Origin of the sequence: Novosphingobium sp., from assembly GCF_020852455.1 — a bacterium.
In the GTDB taxonomy this organism is placed as follows: domain Bacteria; phylum Pseudomonadota; class Alphaproteobacteria; order Sphingomonadales; family Sphingomonadaceae; genus Novosphingobium.
Genome location: NZ_JADZAT010000028.1, coordinates 39415 through 63024, shown reverse-complemented (window position 1 = coordinate 63024; position 23610 = coordinate 39415). Strand labels below are relative to the sequence as shown.

The following is a 23610-nucleotide window of genomic DNA, read 5'->3' as shown; positions in this document are numbered from 1 at the left end:
CATGACCGATCCGATCCTGCGGATGCCGCCCGAATGGCATCCGCAGCAATGGCTGTGGGTGGGCTTTCCGCACGATCCCGTGGAATGGCCGGGCTTTCTGGGCCGCGCGCAGGAACAGATCGCCCGGTTCGCCAGCGCGGTCGCTGAAAGCGGGCAGGAAGTGCGGCTGGTGGTGCGCGACGAGGCCAACCGCGCGCGCGCTGCGGCGCTGTGCTCGGCCAAGGTCAGGCTTGAAGTGCGGCGCTATGGCGATGTCTGGCTGCGCGACACCGGACCGCTGGTGATCGAGCGTGACGGACACCAGCTGGGCGCGCGGTTCGGCTTCAACGGCTGGGGCGGCAAGTACCTGATGGATGGCGATCAGGAAATCGGCGCCGAACTGGCGACCAGCGCCGGGCTGCCGGTCGCCAGTGCCGACTGGGTGCTTGAAGGCGGGGCGCTCGATTGCGACGGCACCGGGCTGGTCGCGACCACCCAGCAGTGCCTGCTCAATCCCAACCGCAACCCGCAGCTGACCCGCTCCGGCATCGAAGGCCGGCTGCACCGCGATCTGGGATTTGACCGGGTGCTGTGGCTGGGGGACGGGCTGATCAACGATCACACCGACGGGCATGTCGATAATCTGGCCCGGTTCGTTGCGCCGGGCGTGCTGGCACTGCCGCGCGCGACCGGGGCGGACGATCCCAACGCCGCGATCTATGCCGATGCCCGGGCCCGGGCCGAGGCGTTCGGCGTAAGCGTGCGCGAGGTTCCCTCGCCGGGCCGGGTTGAAACGGATGGCCGGATCGAGCCTGCCAGCTACATGAATTTCGCGATCACTTCGCATCTGGTTGCGGTCCCGGTCTATGGCACCGCGCATGACGCTGACGGCGTGGCCGCGATTGCCGAACTGTTTCCGGATCGCGACGTGGTGGGGATCATGGCCGATGCCGTGCTGGCGGGCGGCGGATCGTTCCACTGCGCCAGCCAGCAGATGCCGGAGCCGCTCGAACCGTGAGCGGCAAGCTGCTCCTCGCCTCGATCCACGACGTCGGCCCGCGGTTTGAACGTGAGGTCGATCAGCTGGCCGGACTGCTGGCGGGGATCCTCGGCGGGCCGAAGTTCGCCATGCTGGTGGTGCCCGATCATTGGGGCGAGGCGCCGCTGGCGCAGAACAAGGCCTTTCAGGCCCGCCTGCGCGACTGGGCCGATCAGGGCGTCGAAATGTTCGTCCACGGCTGGTTCCACAAGGACCTGGCCGAGCATTCGGGCGCGGCGGCGTTCAAGGCCAGGCACATGACTGCGGGCGAGGGGGAGTTCCTGGGCCTGAGCCGCGAAGTGGCGGCGCAGCGGATGGCCGATGGACGCAAGCTGATCGAGGATGCGATCGGGCGCGAAGTGGCGGGGTTCATCGCCCCGGCCTGGCTCTATGGCGAAGGCGTGCGCGCGGCGCTGGCGGACAGCGGCTTTGCCCTGGCCGAGGATCATATGCGGGTCTGGCGGCCAAGCGATGGCAAGGTGCTGGCCAAGGGACCGGTGATCACTTGGGCCAGCCGGTCGGTCCCGCGTCAGCTGTCTTCGCGGTTCTTTGCCGGACTGGCGCGCCATGCGCTGCATCCGCAAAAGGTGATGCGGATCGCGGTCCATCCCGGTGACACCACGGTTCCCGCGCTGTTACACAGCATTGCCCAGACCTACACCGCCTATGCCCGCCGCCGCCCGGCCGGGCGCTATGCCGACCTGCTGACGCCGTGAAGATCGCGGTTCCGATCCATTCGTTCGAACCCGGCGGGGTCGAACGCGTCGCGCTCAATCTCTGCGCGGCCTGGCAGGCGGCGGGCGAGGACGTCACCGTGGTGCTGGGGCGCGAGGACGGGGCGATGCGCCAGACCGCCCCGGCGCTCGACTATGCGCTGCTGCCCGAACCCGTGCCGACCGCCGCTTTCGAGACCCTGTGGATGATCCGCGTGCTGCGCCGCTTCCTGGCGCGCGAGCGGGCCGACGTGATCTTTGCCTCGGGCAACACCTACGGGATCGTTGCGGTGGCAATGAAGCTGCTGCTGGGCAAGCGCTGCCCGCCGGTGGCAATCAAGCTGTCGAACGACCTCTACCGCAAGGACATGATCGCACCCTACCGCGCGGCCTATCACTGGTGGCTGCGTTTGCAGGGGCGCTGTCTCGACCATTTCGTCGGCATGGCCCAGCCGATGCGGGCCGAGATTGCCGAACTGATGCGCGTGCCCGACGACCGGATCACGGTGATCGAGGACCCATCGCTGGCCGAGGCGCAGTTCGCCGCACTGTCCGCGCTGCCCCGGGGCGAAGCGCTGCCGCGCGCACCGCACTTCCTGGCGGTCGGGCGGCTGGCCCCGCAGAAGAACTTTCCGCTGCTGCTGCGTGCCTTCTCCCGGCTGGAGGATCCCGCCGCGCGGCTGACGATCCTGGGTGAGGGGCCGGAGCGCGGCAAGCTGGAGCGGCTGGCGCGCGAACTGGGGCTGGCTGACCGGCTGGCGATGCCCGGCCATGTCGCCGATCCGCTGCCCTATCTGGCCGGTGCCAGCGCCTATGTCCTCTCGTCCGACTACGAAGGCGTTCCCGCCGTGGTGATCGAGGCGCTGGCGGCCGGGCTGCCACTGGCCGCGACGCGCTGCTCGGTCTCGATGCCCGGCCTGCTAGGCGAAGGGCAGTTCGGGGTGCTGGTCGAACCCGGCGATGCCGCCGGGCTGACCCTTGCGATGCAGCAGGTGCTGGCCATGCCGTTCGATCCGGCCGCTGCGCGCGCCTATGCCGCGCCGTTTCGGATTTCGCGTGCGGCGCCCCGCTACAGCGAACTCTTTGCAAAGCTGGTCAGTGCAGGCTAACGGGTTGCGGCGCGAAGTTCATGGGCTGTTCACAGCCCGGCGGGCATTGGCGCGCGGCTATGACCACCAGAGGGCTGCAAGTGATGGCTGACGATAGCGCCGCTTCCAGCGCCTCGACCCCACGTATCGAAGTACCGCTCGAAACTGTCGAAGAGCATGGCCGGACGCGGCTGGCCGGGCTGTTCTCGATGGTGGTCTCGCTGGCGCTGCTGGTTGTCGCGGTCTTCCAGTTCCGCAGCCTGTCGCTGACCGATGTCAGCGCGATGATCCCGACCAACCCGGTGTTCTGGATGGTTTTCGCCGGATACTATCTGGCCGGCCCGGTCAGTGAATGGTTCATCTACCGGCGGCTCTGGAACATGCCGTTCAGCGGGCTGGGTGCGCTGATCCGCAAGCTGGTTTCGAACGAGATCCTGCTGGGCTACCTGGGCGAGGCGCAGTTCTATGGCTGGGCGCGCAGCCGGCTCAACTTCGTTACCGCCCCGTTCGGCGCGATCAAGGATGTGACGATCCTGTCGGCGCTGGTCGGCAACTTTGCCACGCTGGCGATGCTGGCCTGGGCCTGGCCGCTGGTCGCCTCGGGCCAGCTTGGCCTTGAAGGCCGCACGGTGTTCGTCTCGCTGGGCGTGGTCTTGGTCACCTCGTTTGTGATCCTGCTGTTCCGCCAGCGCCTGTTCAGCCTGACCCGGCCCGAACTGCTGTTCATTTCCTGGGTCCATCTGGCGCGGATCGCGGCGGTGGTGATCCTGTCGGCCTGGATGTGGCACCTGGTGCTGCCCACGGTCGAAGTCGGGCTGTGGATCGTCATGGCCACGCTCAGGATGCTGGTCTCGCGCCTGCCGCTGCTGCCCAACAAGGATGTGGTCTTTGCCGGGATCGCGGTGTTCCTGCTGGGCCACGATGTCGAAATCGCCGGATTGATGACCTTGATGGCGGTGCTCCTATTGCTTACCCATCTGGTGGTCGGCGGCCTGTTTGCGCTGGCCGACCTGTTTGACGCGGAGAAAGTGAAATGAAGCCTATCGTGCTTGTTGCGGCCATCCCGCTGCTGCTGGCGGCCGGGCCTGCGTTGCGTTCCACCCCCGATCTGGGCAAGGCCGAAGGGCGCTGCCGCGCGGGCGAAAGCGGCCCGGCATTGCTGGTCGAAGCGGTCGGGATGAAGGACCGTTCGGGCAATATGAAGCTGGAAGTCTATCCCTCGAACGAGCAGGACTTCCTGGCTGACGACAACGTGCTGATCGCCGCCGGCAAAACCTTCCGCCGGGTCGAGGCGCCCACCCCGCAATCGGGTGCGGTGGTACTGTGCGTGCGGATTCCGGGCCCTGGCACCTATGCGGTGTCAATGCTGCACGATCGCAACACCGATCGGCGGTTCAACTGGAAGATCGACGGGATCGGTTTTTCGGGCAACCCCAAGCTGGGCTGGTCGAAGCCGAACTACCGCAAGGCCAGCGTGCGCGTATCGAGCGGCGGGGTTTCGAAAATCCAGGTAACGATGAACTACAAGAACGGGCTGGGCGTTTCGCCGCTGAAGCAGTAGTACCTGCCGCATCATGCGGATTGTCGATGTCTGTGCCTTTTACACTCCGCATGGCGGCGGGGTGAAGACTTACGTCGAACAGAAACTGCGGCTGGGGCCCCAGCTGGGTCATGAGATCGTGATCCTGGCCCCGGGCGACAAGCACGAGGTGATCGAGCGCGGCCCTGGCGCGCGGATCGTCACCTTGCCCAGCCCGCGCTTTCCGCTGGACCGGAACTACTGGTATTTCGACGACGAGCAGGCGCTGCACGCCACGCTTGACCTGCTTGAGCCCGATTTTGTCGAGGTGTCATCGCCCTGGCGCAGCCCGGCGCAGGTTGCGCGCTGGACCGGCAAGGCCCCGCGCAGCCTGTTCATGCACGCCGATCCGCTTTCGGCCTATGCCTATCGCTACCTTGAACCGCTGCTCAGCCGCGAGGCGATCGACAAGGGCTTCGGCACCTTCTGGGAACATCTGCGCCGCCTGGGCGAGGATTTTGACACCGTGGTCTGCGCCAGCGGCGAACTGCGTGACCGGCTGGTTGCGGGCGGGGTGGCCAACACCACCTTGCAGCCGATGGGGATCGAGGAAGGGGTGTTCAGCCCGGCCAACCGCGATCCCGAACTGCGCCGCCGCCTGCTGGACCTGTGCGAACTGCCTGAAAGCGCGCACCTGCTGATCGGGGTGGGGCGGCTTTCGTCGGAAAAGCGCTGGCCGCTGGTGATCGACGCGGTGGTTGCCGCCAGCCAGCACGTGCCGCTGGGGCTGGTGCTGCTGGGGGCGGGCAAGCAATTGCGCACGATCACCAAGGCGATCGCCGGCAATCCGCATATCCGGGTGCTCAAGCCCGAGCGTGACCGCGCGCGCTTTGCCACGATCGTCGCCAGCGCCGATGCACTGGTCCACGGCTGCGAGGCGGAGACGTTCTGCCTCTCCGCCGCCGAAGCCCGCGCCAGCGGGGTGCCGGTGATCGTGCCCGATCGCGGCGGTGCGGCCGATCATGCCGCCGATGGCGCCGGGGTGACCTATGCCGCGGTTGACCGGGTCAGCCTGGCCGAAGCGATCCTGCAGATGGAGGCGTTGCAATGGCGCCGCACCGATGCCCCGGTCAGGACAATGCGCGAGCACTTCGCGCAATTGTTCAACCATTACGCCGGGATCGTCGAACGGCGGCTTCAACCGGCCTGACCTTGACTTTGCGGCCCTGCTAATTTAGTTACATCTGCAACCAATAGTGTTGCGGAGCCCCCAAATGACCGACCTGTTTGACAATCCCCTTGGCCTCGACGGATTCGAATTCATCGAATTCTCCGCGCCGGAAAAGGGCGTGCTCGAGCCGGTCTTCGCGGCGATGGGCTTCACGCTGATCGCCCAGCACCGGTCAAAGGATGTGCAGCTGTGGCGACAGGGCGGGATCAACCTGATCGCCAACTACGAACCGCGCAGCGCCGCGGCCTATTTCGCTGCCGAACACGGTGCTTCGTGCTGCGGCATGGGCTGGCGGGTCAAGGATGCGAAAAAGGCCTATGAACTGGCGCTGGAACGCGGGGCCGAACCGGTTGAAAGCCGCACCGGGGTGATGGAACTGCGCCTGCCCGCGATCCGCGGGATCGGCGGATCGATCATCTACCTGATCGATCGCTACGAAGGGCAAGAGCACGGTGACCTGTCGATCTACGACATCGATTTCGTCTATCTGCCCGGGGTCGATCGCCATCCGGCCGGGGCCGGATTCCACACCATCGATCACCTGACCCACAACGTCTATGGCGGGCGCATGGCCCACTGGGGCGGCTTTTATGAACGCGTCTTCGGCTTCCGCGAGATCCGCTATTTCGACATCAAGGGCGAATATACCGGCCTCACCAGCCGGGCGATGACCGCGCCCGATGGCAAGATCCGCATTCCGCTCAATGAAGAGGGCAAGGCCGGTGGCGGCCAGATCGAGGAATTCCTGCGCCAATATAATGGCGAGGGGATCCAGCACATCGCCTTTGCCTGCGATGACCTGATCGGCTGCTGGGACCGGCTCAAGGCGCTGGGCACCCCGTTCATGACCGCGCCGCCCGCGACCTATTACGAAATGCTGGCCGAACGCCTGCCCGGCCACGGCGAGCCGGTGGAGGAATTGCAGCAGCGCGGGATTCTGCTCGACGGTTCGACCCGGCAGGGCGATCCCCGGCTGCTGCTGCAGATCTTTTCCGAAACGATGGTCGGCCCGGTGTTCTTCGAATTCATCCAGCGCAAGAAGGATGAAGGCTTTGGCGAAGGCAATTTCACCGCGCTATTCGAAAGCATGGAACGCGATCAGCTGCGCCGCGGCGCGCTTGACGTGAAGGAGCCCGCACAGTGACCCAGGCACCCACCCTTCAGCGCATCCACCACGTCGCCTATCGCTGCAAGGACGCGAAAGAGACGGTCGAATGGTACGCCCGCGTGCTGGGCATGGACTACACCACCGCTTTCGCCGAGGACAAGGTGCCCTCGACTGGCGAGGACGATCCCTACATGCACATCTTCCTCGATGCGGGCGGCGGCAATGTGCTGGCCTTCTTCGAACTGCCGCAGCAGCCCGAAATGGGACGCGATGAAAACACTCCGGCCTGGGTCCAGCACCTCGCCTTCGAAGTGGCCGATGAAGCTGCGCTGCTGGCCGCCAAGGCGCACATCGAAGCCCAGGGGATCGAGGTGCTGGGGCCGACCTATCACGGGATCTTCCGCTCGATCTATTTCTTCGATCCCAATGGCCACCGGCTGGAACTGGCCTGCAACATCGGCACTGCCGACCAGTACGCCGAACTGCGCGCGCTGGCCCCGGTGATGCTCAACGAATGGGCCGCCACCAAGCGCGCCCCGCGCCATGCGGCGTGGCTGCATGAGGACCCCGCCGAGCGCGGAGATGCGGCGACATCGTAATTTGCCCCATGCCGGGCTGCGAACGGCAATCTTCTGCGCTTCCGGTGCTCACGTACTGAAGTACGCTGTGCGCCGGTTCTCGAAGCTCACCATTCTCGCTCCGGCCTGCGCCAAATTCCGACGCCGCCGCGTGGCACTTTAAAACCTTGGCAGTTGCGCTTAAGACGCAGTGTGCGTTTCGATTTGCAACTGGGGGCTCTGGTCGGTGTGGTGCTGGCGGCAATGCCGCAGGCAGCCCTTGCGCAGCGCGCGAACGAGAATGTCGCGACCCAGTCGGGCGATGCCTTTGGCCGCACTGTCGGGCAGGACAAGTCGGGGCTCTATTCCGTTGACGATGTGCGCGGCTTCAATCCGGTCGATGCCGGCAATGTGCGGCTGGAAGGGCTGTACTTTGATCAGGTTGACCGGCTCTCCTCGCGGCTGACCGACAGCAACACAATCCGGGTTGGCCCGGCGGCGCTGCGTTATCCCTTTCCGGCGCCAACTGGCCTCGTCGATTATTCGCTGACCCAGCCGCGCGGGGTGACCAGCTACAGCTTCAATCTGGAGGACGGCGGCAGCAATTCCGACGGGATCGGCGGTTCGTTCGAATTCAAGCAGCCGCTCGATGGCAAGCGGCTCGGGATCTCGGGCGGGTTCGGGTTCCGCAACGCGACCGAATGGGAAGGCGGCACCGCGCGGTTCCGCACCGTGGGCGCGACGCTTGGCTGGCATCCCAGCGATCAGGTGAGCGTGCTGGTGTTCGGCGGCGCGTTCTATTTCCTCAAGGATTCGGCGCGGCCGACCTTCTACCCGGTCGGCACCGAACCGCCGCCGCAGACCAAACGCGGGCGCAATCTCAGCCAGGACTGGACCCAGCGCAATTCGGTCAACTGGGCCTATGGCACGGTGGTCAAGGCGCCGCTTGGTTCGCTGGGGCTGGAAGCCGGGCTGTTCTACAACGGGCGCACCCAGGACAGCGTCTATGCCGACCTGTTCTTTGGCGTGGCAGCCGATGGCTCGGTCGCCTCGCGCCGGATCATCGCCGATGGCGACAACCGCGATGCCTCGCTCTCGGGCGAACTCCGGCTGGTCAAGCAGTGGCAGCACGGGGTGACCAGCCACCGCCTGATCGCCAGCCTGCGCGGGCGTTCGCGCGACCGGCGCTTTGGCGGCAGCCAGTCGATCGACCTTGGCCCCAGCACGATCCTGGCGCGCGATGTGCGGGGCGAACCGCTGGTGGCGCTGGGCCCCAAGAGCCTTGACCAGGTCCGCCAGCTGACCTTCGGCCTGTCCTATTCGCTGGTCAGCACCGGGCGCTATGGCTTCGATGCCAGCATTTCGAAGACCAGCTATCGCAAGGCGATCGACTTTGCCGATCCGCTCGCCCCCGATCCGGTTTCGCGCGACGGGCCGATCATGTGGAACTTTTCGGGCACGGTGAACGTCATGCCCACGCTGTCGCTTTACGGCGGGATTTCGCACGGGATGGAGGAAGCGCTGGCCGCGCCCGAAGTGGCGGTCAACCGCGCCGAAGCCCCCGCCGCGATCCACACCCGCCAGCTCGAGGCCGGGTTCAAGTACGGGGTCACCCCGCGCCTGACGCTGATCGCGGGCCTGTTTTCGATCACCAAGCCTTACTACAACCTCGATCCGGCGCTGCGCTATCGCCAGCTGGGCACGCTGCGCAATCGCGGGATCGAACTGTCGCTGACCGGCCAGATCCTGCCGGGGCTGACCGTGGTCGGCGGGACCATGCTGCTCGATCCGCAGATCTCGGGCGAGGCGGTGACCAGCCACCTGATCGGTCCGCGCCCGGTCGGCCAGATCCGCCGCCGCTCGGTGCTCAATCTCGATTGGCGCAGCGGGCAGGGCAAGGGGCCGTTCTCGCTCGATGTCGCGATTGAAAGCCTGTCGAGCCGGATCGGCAACAGCGCCAATACGCTGACCGCGCCGCCGCGCACCACGGTCAACCTGGGCGCGCGTTATCGCTTCAGGCTGGCCGGAGCGGACTGGCTGTTTCGCCCGGTCCTGCAGAACGCGTTCAACAGCTATGGCTGGAACGTCTCAAGCTCGGGCGGGTTCACCTATGCCGCGCCGCGCGCACTGACCCTGCAATTGGTGGCCGATTTCTAGGCTACCTCGACCCGGCGCATCGCCATGGCCGCCAGCACCAGCGTTCCGGCCGCAAAGGCCATGGTCCAGATCGGATCGCCGGGGAAGAAGGCCTTCATGATCGTCCCCATTACGGTGGCGACCAGCAGCTGCGGCAGCACCACGAAGACGTTGAACAGCCCCATGTAGATGCCCAGCTTGGCCTGCGGCAGGCTTGAAGCCAGGATCGCATAGGGCATGGCCAGGATCGAAGCCCAGGCAATGCCGATGCCCAGCTCGCTCAGCACCAGCCACATCGGATCGCTGATCACGAAGAAGCTGGCATAGCCCGCCGCGCCGCACAGCAGCCCGAACATATGGGTGCGAACCTTGCCCCAGCGCGCCGAAAGCCGCGGCAGCAAGGCCAGCGCGGCAATCGCGGCAACCCCGTTATAGACCGAAAACAGCACCCCCACCCAGTTGCCGGCCTGCTGGTAGGCGGCGCTGGTCGGATCGACCGTGCCGAAAAAGTTCTTGGCAACGATCGGGGTGGTGTTGAACCACATGATGAACAGCGCCGACCAGCTGAAGAACTGGACCAGCGCCAGCCGCTTCATGATCTCGGGCATGCCGGAAAAATCGCCGACGATCCCGGTCAGCATCGAGGCCGGCCGGCCGGCCCGGGCCAGGCGGATCGCCACATGGCTGATCAGGCCATAGCCGATCAGCAGCGCGGCCAAGAGGTAGATCTCCTTCTCAAGCGCCCACCGCTCGGTTGCAATCGCCAGCGCCGCGCCGCCGACAATCCACCAGAACGAAGCGCCACTGTCACGCTGGGCCAGCCGCGCGGTCGCGCCGCTATCGCCGTCCTGCTGGACTTCGCCGAACGCGGTCATCTCCTCGGGGCTGTATTCGCGGGTGCTCAACACGGTCCACATCACCGCTGCAAACAGTGCCGCGCCGCCCGCCCAGAACGAATAGCGCACCGTATCGGGGATCACCCCCGCCGCCGCCTCGTTGGCCACCCCCCAATGCTCGAGCAGGTAGGGGAACAGCGAACCGGCCACCGCGCCGGCGCCGATGAAAGCGGTCTGCACGGCATAGCCGGCAGTATGCTGGTCCTTGCGCAGCATATCGCCGACAAAGGCCCGGAACGGTTCCATCGAGATGTTGAGACTGGCATCGAGCAGCCACAGCAACAGCGCCGCCATCAGCAGCGCGCCGGACAAGGGCATGATCAGCAACGAAAGCGCCGCCAGCAAAGCTCCGGCCAGGAAGTAGGGCCTGCGCCGCCCAAGCTTGCCCAGCCAGGTCCGGTCACTCAGGTGCCCGATCACCGGCTGAACCACCAGCCCGGTCAGGGGCGCGGCTGCCCACAGCCAGGGCAGATCGTCCATGCTGGCCCCCAGCGTCTGGAAGATCCGGCTCATGTTCGCGTTCTGCAACGCGAAACCGATCTGGATGCCGAAGAATCCGAAGCTGATATTGGCAAGGCCTGCCCAGCCCTGGCGCGGTTTTTCCATCGGGTGCGTCCCCTCCATTCCCTGCACTTTGGGTCGCACGCAGGGACCGCAGGAGCAATAGGCATACGAATACGTAGCTGGGTTGGGATAGCCGATCGCCTCCGCGATCCGCTTGCATCACCGGCCCGCTCCTACCCCCCGGTACTCCCGCGCACCACCAGCCGCGCCGGGATTGCACGGCTGGGCATCGGGCGGTCTTCGATGCCCGCCAGCAGCGTTTCGACCAGCAGCTCGCCGCCGCCCTTGAGGTCTTGCGAGATCGTGGTCAGCGGCGGGCTGGTCAGGCTGGCGGCGGGGATATCGTCAAAGCCGATCACCGCCACGTCCTGGGGCACGCGCTTGCCGGTCTGGGCCAGGGCCTGCATGGCGCCGATCGCGATCAGGTCGCTGGCGGCGAAGACCGCGTCAAAGCTGGCTCCAGCGGCGATCAGCGCCTGCACCGCCGCGCGGCCATCGCCTTCGCTGTTCAGCGCATTGCGCTGCAGGGCCGGGTCGATTGCCACCCCGGCCCCATTGAGCGCGACGCAGAGCCCGCGATAGCGGTCGGCGAATTCGGGATAGTGTTCGTCGGCCTGGCCCAGAAAGGCGATCCGCCGCCGCCCCTGCGCCAACAGGTGCTCGCCCGCCAGCCGCCCCGCGCCGAAATTGTCCGATCCCACGGTGGCGCCGATATTGTCGTCGCGAACCGATCCCCAGCGGACAAATTCGGTCTCGCTGGTGACCAGTTCCCGCAGGCGGCTTTCGTACAATGTATAGTCGCCATACCCCAGCAGGATCAGCCCGTCGGCGCGGTGACTGTCCTGATAACGGGTGTGCCAATCGTCCTCCATCTTCTGGAACGAGATCAGCAGGTCCAGCCCGCGATTGGCGGTGGCCCGGGTGATCGATCCCAGCATGGCGAGGAAGAACGGGTTGATGTTGGCACCGTCGGGCGTCGGGTCCTCGAAGAACAGCAGCGCGATGGTGTTGGACCGCTGCGAGCGCAGCGACGAGGCGTTCTTGTCGACCGAATAGTTGAGCTCGCGCGCGATCGCCTCGATCCGCTGGCGGGTGGCCTCGCTGACCGATTTCGATCCGCGCAGCGCGCGGCTGACCGTGGGCTGCGAAACCCCGGCGCGAAAGGCGATATCGAAACTGGTCGGCTTGGTGGAGCGCTTGCGGCCCATCGCCTCCCTCCCATTCAAGGGCAGCCTAGGCCTGGCAAGGAGCCGTGGCAAGGCGGCCACACTTCGGCTTACGCATAAATTGGGTATACGTATGCCTTATTCCTTCAAGGTGGCCCCAGGCCCTATTCCGGACAGCAATGCAGATGCGGCAAGGGATGATGCCGCGCGTTGCAGTTGGGAATTTGCCCGGCAAGACAAGAAATCTGGGGTCTGCCGGGACCATAGGGAGGGGACAAGACGTGGCACTTCGTACCAAGATTTCCGGCGGGTTTGGCGTTTCGGCGCTGGCGATTGCCGTTTCCGCCGTGGCGCTGCCTTCGGCCGCCATGGCGCAGGACGCCCCGGCCGCTGCCGAGGAAGAGCAGGCTGCCGACATTACCGTGACCGGCTTCCGCCAGTCGATCGTCAATGCCGCTGAGCAGAAGCGCAGTTCGACCTCGATCGTCGAAGTGATCTCGGCCGAAGATATCGGCAAGCTGCCGGATTCGTCGATCGGTGAAGCGCTGTCGCGTCTGCCGGGCCTGGCGACCCAGCGGTTCGACGGTCGTTCGAGCAAGCTTTCGGTGCGCGGCCTTTCGCCCGATTTCACCACCACCACGCTCAATGGCCGCGAAATGGTTTCGTCGGACAACAACCGCGCGGTTGAATTCGACCAGTTCCCCTCGGAACTGCTCAGCGGCGCGGTGGTCTACAAGACCCCCGATGCCTCGCTGACCGCCCAGGCGATCGGCGGCACCGTCGATCTCAAGACCGTTCGTCCGCTCTCGCAGAAGAGCCGGATTCTGGTGGTGGGCCTGCGCGGCGAAATCAACGACAAGGGCAAGCTCAACCCCGACACCAACGACAAGGGCTATCGCGCCAACATCACCTACATCGACCAGAACGCCGATGGTACGGTGGGCTGGGCGCTGGGCTATGCCCGCATGGTCCAGCCGATCCAGGAACAGTACATCCACACCTGGGGCTATTCGAACCTGGGCACGCCGGCCGCACCGCAGATGTTCATCGACGGGATCAAGCCCTACGTGAAGTCGAACGAGCTGACCCGCGACGGCTTCATGGGCACGCTTGAATTCAAGCCGACCGACAGCTGGAACCTGACGCTCGACGCGTTCTATTCGAAGTTCAACGACGAACAGACCCTGCGCGGCCAGGAAATCGCCGGCTACACTGCGGCAACCCGCACGGTGCTCAGCACCAGCCCCGGCGGCGTGGTGACCGAAGGGCGCTGGACCGGCATCCGCACCATGTCGCGCAACGACTTTTCGGATCGCAATTCGGACAATCTGGCGTTCGGGCTTAACAGCCGCCACGACCTTGGCAGCGGCTGGACGTTGGAATTCGACGGCAGCCATTCGAGCGCCGATCGCACGTACTCGGCCTATGAAACCTACACCTCGACCGGGCGCGGTTCGACCGGGCTGACCGACACGATCACCTACACGCTGGGCGGATCGAACGGGCTGACGGTGGCTTCGGGCCTCAACTATGCGGATTCGAGCATCTGGCGGCTGGGTGACAACCTGGGCTGGGGCGGTCCGCTGTGCACCGCGGCGCAGGGCTGGCAGTGCGCCAGCCAGGACGGCTTCGTCAACGAAGAGACTTCGAACGACCACCTGACCGCGTTCAAGCTGGCCGCGAAGCGCGAAATGGAAGGCTCGATCAGCGCCATCCACATGGGCGCCAAGTATTCGCTGCGCAGCAAGTCGCACACCCGCCAAGGCCAGTTCCTGACGCTCAACGCCTATCCGGCGCTGCTGCCGATCCCGACCAACCTGCTGGTTACCCCCGCCAACCTGGACTTCCTGGGGATGGGGCCGACGATCAGCTATGATGCCCGCGCGCTGGTCGCTTCGGGGGCCTATTACTTCTCGCCCGAAAATGCGCTGACTGCCGGGACCAACACCTGGGAGGTCAAGGAAAACGTCCTTAACCTCTACGCGATGGCCGATCTCAACGTGCCGATGGGCGGCATGACGCTGACCGGCAACATCGGCGTGCAGGCGGTCCACACCGATCAGAGCTCGCAGGGCATTGTCGGCAACAACACCGGCGGCGTGATCACGCTGCAGAACGTCAATCAGGGCGCGAAGTACTGGGATGTGCTGCCCAGCGCCAACCTGATCCTGAACGTCAGCGACAACACCAAGATCCGCTTCGGCGCGGCGCGGGTGCTGGCCCGGGCGCGGATGGAGCAGATGAATTCCAGCCGGACCTTCTCGTTCGATCCGGCCAAGGCGCTGAACACCGATATCTTCAATTCGCCGTGGGGCGGCAACGGCGGCAACCCGATGCTGCGGCCGTGGCGCGCCTGGCAGTTCGACCTGTCGGTCGAACACTACTTCGGCAAGGGCGGCTACATCGCGATCGCGCCGTTCTACAAGCACCTTGAAAACTACGTTTATGATTCGCAGGTGCTGGTCGATTTCACCGGGGTTACCGCGCCGGGTCCGCTCCAGCCGACGCTGCAGCAGGGCTTCATCACCGCGCCGGACAACGGCAAGGGCGGCAAGATCTACGGGCTTGAACTGTCGGCCTCGTTCCCGCTCAGCACGCTCAGCGATGCACTCAGCGGCTTCGGCCTGATCGGCAGCGCCTCGCTGACCCGCAGCGAAGTGCGCCGCACCGCGGCATCGCCGGTCGAGCAGCTGCCGGGCCTGTCGCGCAATGTCCTCAACGGCACCTTCTATTATGAAGGCGGCGGCTTCGGGGCCCGCATCAGCGTGCGTCACCGCTCGTCGTTCCTGGCCGAATCGTTCGCGATCGGGCTGTCGCGCCAGCTGACCCAGGCCAAGGGCGAAACGCTGTTCGATGCGCAGCTGTCGTATGATCTGGGCAAGATGGGGATCAAGGGCCTGACCGTGTACCTGCAGGGTACCAACCTGACCGACGAACCCTTCATCCAGTACTACAACAACGACCCGACCCAGTTCCGCCACTGGCACACCTATGGCCGGAACTTCCTGGCGGGCGTGACTTACAAGTTCTGATCAATGCCGGGTGTGGCCGGGTCAGCAGCAGTTGACCCGGCCATCATTCCGCCGCCAAGTTCAAGACAGTCAAGTTCTTGACCAATCGGGAGACGTTTGGTGGCGCAGGATCGTGTTCGCAGGCTGTTGATCGTTGGCGGCGGCACCGCGGGCTGGATGGCCGCCGCGCTCCTTTCGCGCATGTTTGGCCAGACCCTGGCGATCACGCTGGTTGAAAGCGAGGATATCGGCACGATCGGGGTGGGTGAGGCAACGATCCCGCCGATCCAGACCTTCAACGATGCGCTGCGGATCGATGAAGCGGAATTCCTGCGCGCCACCCAGGGCACGATCAAGCTGGGGATCCAGTTCAACGACTGGGGCCGGCTGGGTGACAGCTACATGCACGCCTTTGGCGGGATCGGGCATCACCATGCGCTCTCGCCGTTCGTGCACTATTTCCTGCGCGCCCGCGCGGCCGGGCGGACCGATAGGCTGTGGGACTATTCGCTGAACGAGCGCGCGGCCCAGGCCGGCAAGTTCGGCAAGCTGCCGGCAATCCAGGGCACGCCGCTGGCCGGGCTGAACTATGCCTATCACTTCGATGCCGGGCTCTATGCCCGGTTCCTGCGCGACCTGGCGGAGCGCGGCGGCGTGGTCCGCCGCGAAGGCAAGGTGGCCGGAGTGCGGCTGCGCGGCAGCGACGGCTTTGTCGAAGCGGTTGAAATGGAGGGCGGCGAGGCGATCGAGGCCGATTGCTTCATCGATTGCACCGGGATGCGCGCGCTGCTGATCGGCGATGCGCTGAAGGTCGGGTTCATCGACTGGGGCCAGTGGCTGCCCTGCGACCGGGCGATCGCGGTGCAGAGCGAAAATGTCGCCCCGCCGCGGCCCTATACCCAGTCGTCCGCGCATTCGGCCGGCTGGCAGTGGCGGATCCCGCTGCAGCACCGCACCGGCAACGGCCACGTCTTTTCCAGCGCCTGGATGAGCGAGGACGAGGCGACGCAGATCCTGCTCGACGGGCTGGAAGGGCCCAGGGTCAACGATCCCCGCGTGATCCGGTTCCGCACCGGCCGGCGCGAGAAGTTCTGGGATCGCAACGTCATCGCGATCGGCCTGTCGAGCGGGTTCCTCGAGCCGCTGGAAAGCACCAGCATCCACCTGATCCAGCAGGCCGTGGTCAAGCTGGCGACGCTGTTCCCGGACCAGGGGTTTGCCCCGGCCTTTGCCGCTGAATACAACCGCCAGATGATCGATGAATTCGAAGGGATCCGCGATTTCATCGTCCTGCACTATCACGCCAACCAGCGCGATGATGCGCCGATGTGGCGCCACTGTGCGGCGATGGCGGTGCCCGACAGCCTGACCCGCCGGATCGAGCTGTTCCGCCAGTCGGGCCGGATCTTCCGCGAACAGAACGAACTGTTCCACGAGGTCGGCTGGATGCAGGTGATGATCGGGCAGAACATCTGGCCGCAGCGCTACGATCACATGGCCGATGCCCTGCCCGAGGGCGAGCTCAACGAATTTCTCGACAACCTCAAGATCATCATGGGCGGCGCGATCAGCCGTCTGCCAGATCACGCCGCCTATCTGGCGCAGCTGGGGTGCAAGGTGGTGGGAGCGGCCTGATGCGCATGGGAATACGGCACCTGACCGCGCTGGCGGCACTGGCCCTGCTGGGCGGAACGCCGCCGGCTCCGGCGGACACCCCGGCCGATTACCGCGCCCGCGCGCCGCAGGAAGAGGTGGTCTATTTCGTCCTGCCCGATCGCTTCGCCAACGGCGATCCCCGCAACGATCGCGGCGGGCTGAAGGGGGATCGGCTCAAGACCGGGTTCGATCCGTCAGCCAAGGGTTTCTACCACGGCGGCGACCTGAAAGGGCTGACTGCCCGGCTCGATTACATCCAGGGGCTGGGCGCCACCGCGGTCTGGTTCGCGCCGGTGTTCAGGAACAAGCCGGTGCAGGGCCCGCCGGGCGATGAAAGCGCGGGCTATCACGGCTACTGGATCACCGACTTCACCCGGGTCGATCCGCATTTCGGTTCAAACGCGGAATTCAAGGCCTTCGTCGATGCTGCCCATGCGCGGGGGATGAAGGTCTACATGGACATCGTGGTGAACCACACAGCCGATGTGATCCAGTACCGCGAAGTGGCCAAGGACGGCTATCCTTATCGATCAAAGGCCGACTATCCGTTCAGCCGCAAGGGCGGGGTAACCGGCCCGGCGATCAATCCCGGCTTTGGCGATGACAGCGATCCCGCGCCCGCCAACTGGGCCCGAATGGTCGATCCCGCATTTGCCTATAGCCCCTATGTTCCCAAGGGCGAGGAGGCGGCCAAGGTGCCGGCCTGGCTCAACGATCCGCTGTTCTACCACAACCGCGGCAACACCGATTGGGTGGGCGAAAGCTCGGGCTATGGCGATTTCATGGGGCTGGACGATATCGCGACCGAAAACCCCCGGGTGCTGGCCGGGTTCATCGAGATCTACGGCAGCTGGATCGACCGGTTCGGGATCGACGGCTTCCGGATCGACACTGCCAAGCATGTGAACCCGGAATTCTGGCAGGCCTTCGTGCCGGCCATGCTCGAACGCGCCCGGGCGCGGGGCATTCCCAACTTCCACATCTTTGGCGAGATCGCGACCAGCGACTTCGATCCGGCACTGCTGGCCGGCTGGACCCGCAAGGCCGGTCTGCCATCGAACCTCGATTTCGGCTTTGCCGTGGCTGCGGTCCAGGCCGCCAGCGGCGCGCGGGGCAGCGACCTGCTGGCGCGCTGGGTCGATGACGACGTGCTCTATGAAGGCGGAGCCAGGGGTGCGCTGATCCAGCCAACCTTCCTGGGCAACCACGATGCCGGCCGCTTCGCGATGTTCCTCAAGCAGCTCAATCCCAAGGCCGATGCCGAGGAACTGCTGGCGCGCGACATGCTGGGCCATGCCATGCTGCTGACCCTGCGCGGGGTGCCGGTGATCTATTACGGCGAGGAACAGGGGATGATTGGCCACGGCGGCGATCAGCTGGCCCGCCAGTCGCTGTTCGCCAGCAAGGTGCCGCAGTACAATGACCAGCCGCTACTGGGCTCGGCCGCCACCACCGCGCAGGACAATTACAATCCGCAGCACCCGCTCTATCGCCTGATCGCCGAACTGGCGGCGGTGCGGCGCGAAACCCCGGCGCTGACCTCGGGCCGCACCCTTGTACGGCGGTCTTCGGACAAGCCCGGGCTGTTCGTGGTCTCGCGCTTTGATCCGGTCACCTGGCGGGAAGTGGTGCTGGCCTTCAACACCGCCAATTCGGCGCAGACCGCGCGCGTCACGGTTGCCGCGCGCAGTCTCGAATTCACCCCGCTGGCCGGGCAGTGTTCGCTCAAGGCGGATGCCCCCGGCAGTCTTACCGTAACCCTCGCGCCGCTCGGCTTTGCCGTCTGCGCCGCCAAACCGTGAAATCCGACCCCGTTCCATGAACCGACTTACCCGCATCGAGGCCGAACAGAATTCCGCGCAGGACGCGCCGTGGTGGCGCGGCGCGTCGATCTATCAGGTCTATCCGCGCAGCTTCTGCGATTCGAACGGCGATGGCATTGGCGATCTGCCGGGGGTGACCGCGCGGCTCGATCACATCGCCGCGCTGGGGGCCGATGCGATCTGGATCTCGCCGTTCTTCACCTCGCCGATGAAGGACTTCGGCTATGACGTGGCCGACTATTGCGGGGTCGATCCGATCTTCGGCACGCTCGATCATTTTGATGCGCTGGTTGCCCGGGCGCACGAACTGGGGCTGAAAGTACTGATCGATCAGGTCTATGCGCATACCTCCGATGCGCATGCCTGGTTCGCCGAAAGCCGGCAGGATCGCACCAACCCGAAGGCCGACTGGTACGTCTGGGCCGATCCCAAGGCCGATGGTTCGCCGCCCAGCAACTGGCAATCGGTGTTCGGCGGCCCGGCCTGGACCTGGGATGCGCGGCGCGGGCAATATTACCTGCACAACTTCCTCAGCGCCCAGCCGCAGCTCAACTGCCACCGGACAGAGGTGCAGGACGCGCTGCTGGCGGCGGCACGGTTCTGGCTCGATCGCGGGGTCGATGGCTTCCGTCTCGATGCGCTCAATTTCGCGATGCACGACCCGGCGCTGACCGACAATCCGCCCGCGCCCGACGATGGCCGCGCGCGCAGCCGTCCGTTCGATTATCAGCTGCATCTGCACAACCAGTCGCAGCCCGGAATTCCCGTCTTTATCGAGCGGATCCGCGCGCTGTGCGACCGCTATGGCGCGGTCTTCACCATGGCCGAGGTCGGCGGGCGTCAGGCGCTGGGCGAAATGCACGCATTCACGGCGGGCGATGCGCGGCTCAACAGCGCCTATGGCTTCGATTTCCTCTATGCCGACCGGCTGACCCCGGCGCTGGTTGCTGTGGCTCAGGCGAACTGGCCAGAGAGCGACGGGATGGGCTGGCCCAGCTGGGCGTTCGAGAACCACGATGCCCCGCGCGCCCTGTCGCGCTGGTGCGCACCGGGGGATCGCGACGCCTTTGCCCGTACCAAGATCGCGCTGCTCTGCACGCTGCGCGGCAATCCGATCATCTATCAGGGGGAGGAGCTGGGGCTGGTCCAGGTCGATATCCCCTATGACCAGCTGCAGGATCCCGAAGCGATCGCCAACTGGCCGCAGACCCTGTCGCGCGATGGTGCGCGCACCCCGATGCCGTGGGTGGCGCAGGACGAGCAGGGCGGCTTCAGCCAGGGCCAGCCGTGGCTGCCGCTGGGCGAAGAGAACCTGGCCCGCGCGGTCGATCGGCAGGCAGCCGATCCCGCTTCGCTGCTTAACCTGACGCGTGACCTGCTGGCGCTGCGCCGGTCCAGTCCGGCGCTGAAGCTGGGCGGGTTCGAAGTGATCCACGCCGATCCGGCGCTGCTGGTGGTCCGCCGTCAGGACAATGGGCAGGCGGTGCTGGGCCTGTTCAACCTGGGCACGGCTGCCTGTGCCTGGCCCGCCGGGCTGGCCGCGCAGGGCCGCGAACTGATTGCACTCAATGGGGCCGCAGCCGGCCAGGACCTGCCGCCATTTGGCACGCTGCTGATCGAGGAGACGAACTGAATGCGCCTGCTGCCCCTGATCGCCGCGCTGTCGGCCGCAAGTCTTGCCGTGCCGGCCCAGGCACAGGAGCCTGCCAAGGCGGTAACGGTCAGCTCGCCCGATGGCAGCCTGGTGGTCAGCATCGGGGCCGGCAATGAAGGCCATCCGACCTGGACGGTCAGCCGCAAGGGCAAGCTGCTGATCGCGCCATCGCGGCTGGGCTTTCTGCTGACCGACGGATTGCCGCTCGATCGCGGTTTCGCGGTGACCGGCAGTGAAACTGCGACCGGCGACGAGACCTGGGAGCAGCCCTGGGGTGAGCGCCGCTTCGTGCGCAGCCACTACAATGAAGCGGTGGTGCGCTTCCGCCAGGCCGAGCATCGCGGCGCGCGGCTGCTCAACATTCGAGTGCGGGTGTTCGATAACGGGCTGGGGCTGCGCTATGAGCTGCCCGAGCAGCCCGGCCTCAAGACCATGAACATCGCCGAGGAACTGACCGAATTCCGCCTGGTGCCCAAGGGCACCGCCTGGTGGATCCCCGGCGGTGAATTCAACCGGTACGAGCAAATCTATCAAAAGACCCCGATCGACGCGATTTCGACCGCACATACCCCGGCAACGATGCGGCTCGACGATGGCACGCACCTCGCCTTCCACGAGGCGGCGCTGGTTGACTATTCGGCCTACTGGCTCAAGCGGGCCGATGGGCAGACCTTCCGCACCACACTTTCTCCTTCCTCGCGCGGGGCCAAGGTGGTGCGCGACCTGCCGTTTGCCACTCCGTGGCGGACAATCCGCATCGCTGACAACGCCAGCGGCCTGGTCGAGAACGATCTGGAACTGAACCTCAATGAACCCAACAAGCTGGGCGATGTGTCGTGGGTGCAGCCCGGCCGCTATGTTGGCATCTGGTGGGGGATGATCAGCGGAAAATGGTCATGGGCCACCGGGGCGCAGCACGGCGCAACCACCCAGCGGACCAAGCAGATGATCGACTTCGCCAAGAAGCACAAGTTCCGCGGCGTGCTGGTTGAAGGCTGGAACAAGGGCTGGGATGGTGACTGGTTCGGCACCGGGTTCGACTACAGCTTTACCCAAAGCACTGCGGATTTCGATCTCAAGGCCGTGACCGACTATGCCCGCAAGCAGGGCGTGCGGCTGATCGGGCATCACGAAACCGGCGGCAACATCGCGGTCTATGAAGCCCAGCTTGAAGACGCGATGAAGCTTTATGGCCAGCTGGGTGTCGATGTGGTCAAGACCGGCTATGTCGCCGATGCCGGCGGGATCATTGCGCCCGGCGACAAGCCCGGCGAAGTGCGGATGGAATGGCACGATGGCCAGCGCCAGGTGCAGCACCACCTGAAGGTCGTCCAGACCGCGGCGAAATACAGGGTTGCGGTCAATCCGCACGAGCCGGTCAAGGATACCGGCCTTCGCCGGACCTATCCCAACTGGGTTGCCCGCGAAGGTGCGCGGGGGATGGAATACAACGCCTGGGGGCCGTTCAACAATCCGCCCGGGCACGAAGCGGCGCTGGTCTATACCCGGATGCTGGCGGGGCCGATGGACTTCACACCCGGCGTGCTAAGCCTTCAAGGCAGCAACGGTGTGCCGATGTCGTCAACACTGGCCAAGCAGCTCGGGCTCTATCTGGCGATCTATTCGCCGATCCAGATGGCGGCCGATTTCCCCGAGAGCCTTGAGGCCCATCCCAGGGAACTGGCTTTCATCAGCCAGGTGCCGACCGATTGGGCCGAAAGCCATCTGGTTGCCGGGGAAGTGGGGGAATATGCGATCTTTGCCCGCAAGGACCGCAACAGCGCGGACTGGTATGTGGGCGGGGTCGGGGGCGCTGAGGAGCATAGCGTCACGATCAGCTTCGATTTCCTCGAACCCGGCAAGACCTATACCGCAACCATCTACAAGGATGCTCCGGGCGCGACCTACCAGACCGAGACCCGCCACGCGATCGCCTATGAAACCCGCAAGGTCCGCAAGGGCGACACACTGGAGCTGTGGCTTGCTCCCGGCGGCGGTGCGGCGATGCGGCTGGCCGCGGGCAAGTGATCGCGCGGCTGGCCGGGCTGTGGCTGCTGCTGGCCTGCTGGCTGGCTCTGCCCGGCGCGGCGCGGGCCGAAGATCAGGGGCAATTGCTGCAATTCGAACATGTCAGCGCGGCGGGTCTGCCCGAACAGCGGCTGACCGTCTGGTTGCCGCCCGGCTATGACCGGTCGAAGCGGCGCTACGGCGTGGTCTACATGCACGACGGGCATAACCTGTTCGAGCTGAAGTACAGCAATTTCAACAAGATTTGGGCGGTCGACAAGGCGATGCTGGCGGCCATGCGCAGCGGCCGGGTGGACCCGCACATCGTGGTCGGGATCTGGGCGCCGGGGGCGGATCGCTATCGCCAGTACCTGCCGCAGGACATCTACCGGACTTCCAGCGGTGACCTGCTGGTGCAGATGGACAAGCTGGCCGCCGGGCCGGTCATGTCCGAAGCCTACCTGGCCTGGCTGGCGGGCCCGCTCAAGCGCTGGGTTGATGGCCGGTTTCGCACGCTGAGCGACCGCGACCACACCGCGATTGCCGGATCGAGCATGGGCGGGCTGGTGAGCTGCTATGCCTTCCTGCGCTATCCTGCCACCTATGGCCGCGCGGCCTGTATCAGCTCACACTGGCCGGCTGCGATTCCGGGTGAGGTCGGGGTGACCAATCCCGCGCTTGCGGCGATGTGGGATGGCTGGTTCGCGGCGCGACTGGGCCGGCCCGACGGGCGGCGGCTGTGGCTCGATCACGGTACCGCCACGCTCGATGCGCACTATGCGCCCTATCAGCAGGCGGTCGATGCGCGGATCGCGGCCATGGGCTGGCGGCGCGGGCGTGACTGGCAGAGCAAGGTCTATCCCGGCGCCGAGCATGAGGAAAACGCCTGGGCCGCGCGCCTGCCCGAAATTTTCGGCTGGCTGCTACGCCGGTCGCGGTAGGGCGGTGGTCGCCTTCATCTTTTCCATCGAGAAGCTGGAACTGACATCGGCCAGGTCCGGCACTGCGGCAATCAGCCGGCGATAGATCCGGTCGTAGTGCGCGATATCGCGCACCACCAGCTTGAGCAGGTAATCGACATCACCGGCCATCCGGTGGCATTCGCTGACTTCCTCGATCGCCGCGATCCCCGTGCTGAACGCCTCCAGCCAGGCCGGGTCGTGGCGCTGGGTGCGGATCGCCACGAAAACGGTGGTGGCCAGCCCCAGCTTTTCGGGATCGAGCAGCGCCACCCGCCGGGCGATCACCCCGCTGTCCTCCAGCCGCCTGATCCGCCGCCAGCAGGCGTTGCTTGACAGGCCGACCCGTTCCCCCACCTCGTGTACAGGCAGCGAGGCATCGTGTTGCAGCACGCCCAGGATCGCCCAGTCGATCGAATCAAGTTGCGTAATATCGGTCATATATGGGATAAAATATCGCAGATAGAGCGATTTGACCATAACAAAGGTGATGATTTCGCCCAA

18 protein-coding genes are annotated in these 23610 nt (G+C 65.7%); 15 read left to right on the top strand and 3 right to left on the bottom strand.

Going from position 1 to position 23610, the window contains the following annotated elements:
• Position 1: 1 nt before the first annotated feature.
• From IT549_RS12175 to IT549_RS12135, 9 genes are all read left to right on the top strand, one after another.
• Complete coding sequence (locus tag IT549_RS12175) at positions 2-997, top strand: agmatine deiminase family protein (protein WP_292973536.1); 996 nt, start codon at positions 2-4, stop codon at positions 995-997.
• On the top strand, positions 994-1734 hold the full coding sequence (locus IT549_RS12170; RefSeq protein WP_292973534.1) for a polysaccharide deacetylase family protein: 741 nt from the start codon (positions 994-996) through the stop codon (positions 1732-1734). Before IT549_RS12175 ends, IT549_RS12170 begins: the two co-directional genes overlap by 4 nt.
• On the top strand, positions 1731-2840 hold the full coding sequence (locus IT549_RS12165; protein ID WP_292973532.1) for a glycosyltransferase: 1110 nt from the start codon (positions 1731-1733) through the stop codon (positions 2838-2840). Before IT549_RS12170 ends, IT549_RS12165 begins: the two co-directional genes overlap by 4 nt.
• A gap of 83 nt (positions 2841-2923) precedes the next feature.
• Entirely contained in the window at positions 2924-3856 is a 933-nt protein-coding gene (locus tag IT549_RS12160) for a hypothetical protein (RefSeq protein ID WP_292973530.1), read from the top strand.
• Positions 3853-4380, top strand: coding sequence for a DUF2141 domain-containing protein (locus IT549_RS12155; RefSeq protein ID WP_292973528.1), 528 nt, complete (start codon positions 3853-3855; stop codon positions 4378-4380). The genes IT549_RS12160 and IT549_RS12155 overlap by 4 nt, the downstream gene beginning before the upstream one ends.
• 13 nt (positions 4381-4393) lie before the next feature.
• Positions 4394-5548 carry a glycosyltransferase gene (locus IT549_RS12150; protein WP_292973526.1) on the top strand — a complete coding sequence of 385 codons (1155 nt, stop codon included), beginning with the start codon at positions 4394-4396 and terminating at the stop codon, positions 5546-5548.
• A gap of 64 nt (positions 5549-5612) precedes the next feature.
• A complete protein-coding gene (hppD, locus tag IT549_RS12145) occupies positions 5613-6713 on the top strand; it encodes a 4-hydroxyphenylpyruvate dioxygenase (RefSeq protein ID WP_292973524.1) in 1101 nt (366 codons plus the stop codon).
• Positions 6710-7276 carry a VOC family protein gene (locus IT549_RS12140; RefSeq protein ID WP_292973522.1) on the top strand — a complete coding sequence of 189 codons (567 nt, stop codon included), beginning with the start codon at positions 6710-6712 and terminating at the stop codon, positions 7274-7276. The genes hppD and IT549_RS12140 overlap by 4 nt, the downstream gene beginning before the upstream one ends.
• 171 nt (positions 7277-7447) lie before the next feature.
• Positions 7448-9391 (top strand): TonB-dependent receptor, encoded by a 1944-nt coding sequence (locus IT549_RS12135; protein ID WP_292973520.1) that lies wholly within the window; start codon positions 7448-7450, stop codon positions 9389-9391.
• Here the strand turns inward: IT549_RS12135 and IT549_RS12130 are convergent.
• Positions 9388-10872 (bottom strand): MFS transporter, encoded by a 1485-nt coding sequence (locus tag IT549_RS12130; RefSeq protein ID WP_292973518.1) that lies wholly within the window; start codon positions 10870-10872, stop codon positions 9388-9390. The two genes, IT549_RS12135 and IT549_RS12130, sit on opposite strands and share 4 nt — an antisense overlap.
• A gap of 131 nt (positions 10873-11003) precedes the next feature.
• The gene (locus IT549_RS12125; RefSeq protein ID WP_292973516.1) at positions 11004-12038 is read right to left on the bottom strand and encodes a LacI family DNA-binding transcriptional regulator; all 1035 of its coding nucleotides are present in this window, start codon (positions 12036-12038) and stop codon (positions 11004-11006) included.
• A gap of 239 nt (positions 12039-12277) precedes the next feature.
• On the opposite strand from IT549_RS12125, the gene IT549_RS12120 reads away from it, so the two are divergent.
• From IT549_RS12120 to IT549_RS12095, 6 genes are all read left to right on the top strand, one after another.
• Positions 12278-15028 carry a TonB-dependent receptor gene (locus IT549_RS12120; RefSeq protein WP_292973514.1) on the top strand — a complete coding sequence of 917 codons (2751 nt, stop codon included), beginning with the start codon at positions 12278-12280 and terminating at the stop codon, positions 15026-15028.
• A 99-nt stretch (positions 15029-15127) separates the two neighbouring features.
• Entirely contained in the window at positions 15128-16642 is a 1515-nt protein-coding gene (locus tag IT549_RS12115; RefSeq protein WP_292973512.1) for a tryptophan halogenase family protein, read from the top strand.
• 5 nt (positions 16643-16647) lie between these two features.
• Positions 16648-18465, top strand: coding sequence for an alpha-amylase family glycosyl hydrolase (locus IT549_RS12110; protein ID WP_292974061.1), 1818 nt, complete (start codon positions 16648-16650; stop codon positions 18463-18465).
• Between the two features lie 16 nt (positions 18466-18481).
• Positions 18482-20119: an alpha-amylase family glycosyl hydrolase gene (locus IT549_RS12105; protein WP_292973510.1), complete on the top strand. Its 1638-nt coding sequence runs from the start codon at positions 18482-18484 to the stop codon at positions 20117-20119.
• Complete coding sequence (locus IT549_RS12100; protein ID WP_292973508.1) at positions 20120-22168, top strand: glycoside hydrolase family 97 protein; 2049 nt, start codon at positions 20120-20122, stop codon at positions 22166-22168.
• Complete coding sequence (locus tag IT549_RS12095) at positions 22165-23088, top strand: alpha/beta hydrolase-fold protein (RefSeq protein ID WP_292973506.1); 924 nt, start codon at positions 22165-22167, stop codon at positions 23086-23088. Before IT549_RS12100 ends, IT549_RS12095 begins: the two co-directional genes overlap by 4 nt.
• Here IT549_RS12095 and IT549_RS12090 read toward each other — a convergent pair.
• Complete coding sequence (locus tag IT549_RS12090) at positions 23071-23547, bottom strand: Lrp/AsnC family transcriptional regulator (protein ID WP_292973504.1); 477 nt, start codon at positions 23545-23547, stop codon at positions 23071-23073. The two genes, IT549_RS12095 and IT549_RS12090, sit on opposite strands and share 18 nt — an antisense overlap.
• Positions 23548-23610 lie beyond the last annotated feature (63 nt).

Bases quoted from the DNA above. Each gene is read 5' to 3' on its own strand.
- hppD (WP_292973524.1), top strand. From the start codon at position 5,613: ATGACCGACCTGTTTGACAATCCCCTTGGCCTCGACGGATTCGAATTC.
- IT549_RS12130 (WP_292973518.1), bottom strand. From the start codon at position 10,872: ATGGAAAAACCGCGCCAGGGCTGGGCAGGCCTTGCCAATATCAGCTTC.
- IT549_RS12160 (WP_292973530.1), top strand. From the start codon at position 2,924: ATGGCTGACGATAGCGCCGCTTCCAGCGCCTCGACCCCACGTATCGAA.
- IT549_RS12125 (WP_292973516.1), bottom strand. From the start codon at position 12,038: ATGGGCCGCAAGCGCTCCACCAAGCCGACCAGTTTCGATATCGCCTTT.
- IT549_RS12150 (WP_292973526.1), top strand. From the start codon at position 4,394: ATGCGGATTGTCGATGTCTGTGCCTTTTACACTCCGCATGGCGGCGGG.
- IT549_RS12155 (WP_292973528.1), top strand. From the start codon at position 3,853: ATGAAGCCTATCGTGCTTGTTGCGGCCATCCCGCTGCTGCTGGCGGCC.
- IT549_RS12110 (WP_292974061.1), top strand. From the start codon at position 16,648: ATGGGAATACGGCACCTGACCGCGCTGGCGGCACTGGCCCTGCTGGGC.
- IT549_RS12105 (WP_292973510.1), top strand. From the start codon at position 18,482: ATGAACCGACTTACCCGCATCGAGGCCGAACAGAATTCCGCGCAGGAC.
- IT549_RS12090 (WP_292973504.1), bottom strand. From the start codon at position 23,547: ATGACCGATATTACGCAACTTGATTCGATCGACTGGGCGATCCTGGGC.
- IT549_RS12175 (WP_292973536.1), top strand. From the start codon at position 2: ATGACCGATCCGATCCTGCGGATGCCGCCCGAATGGCATCCGCAGCAA.
- IT549_RS12100 (WP_292973508.1), top strand. From the start codon at position 20,120: ATGCGCCTGCTGCCCCTGATCGCCGCGCTGTCGGCCGCAAGTCTTGCC.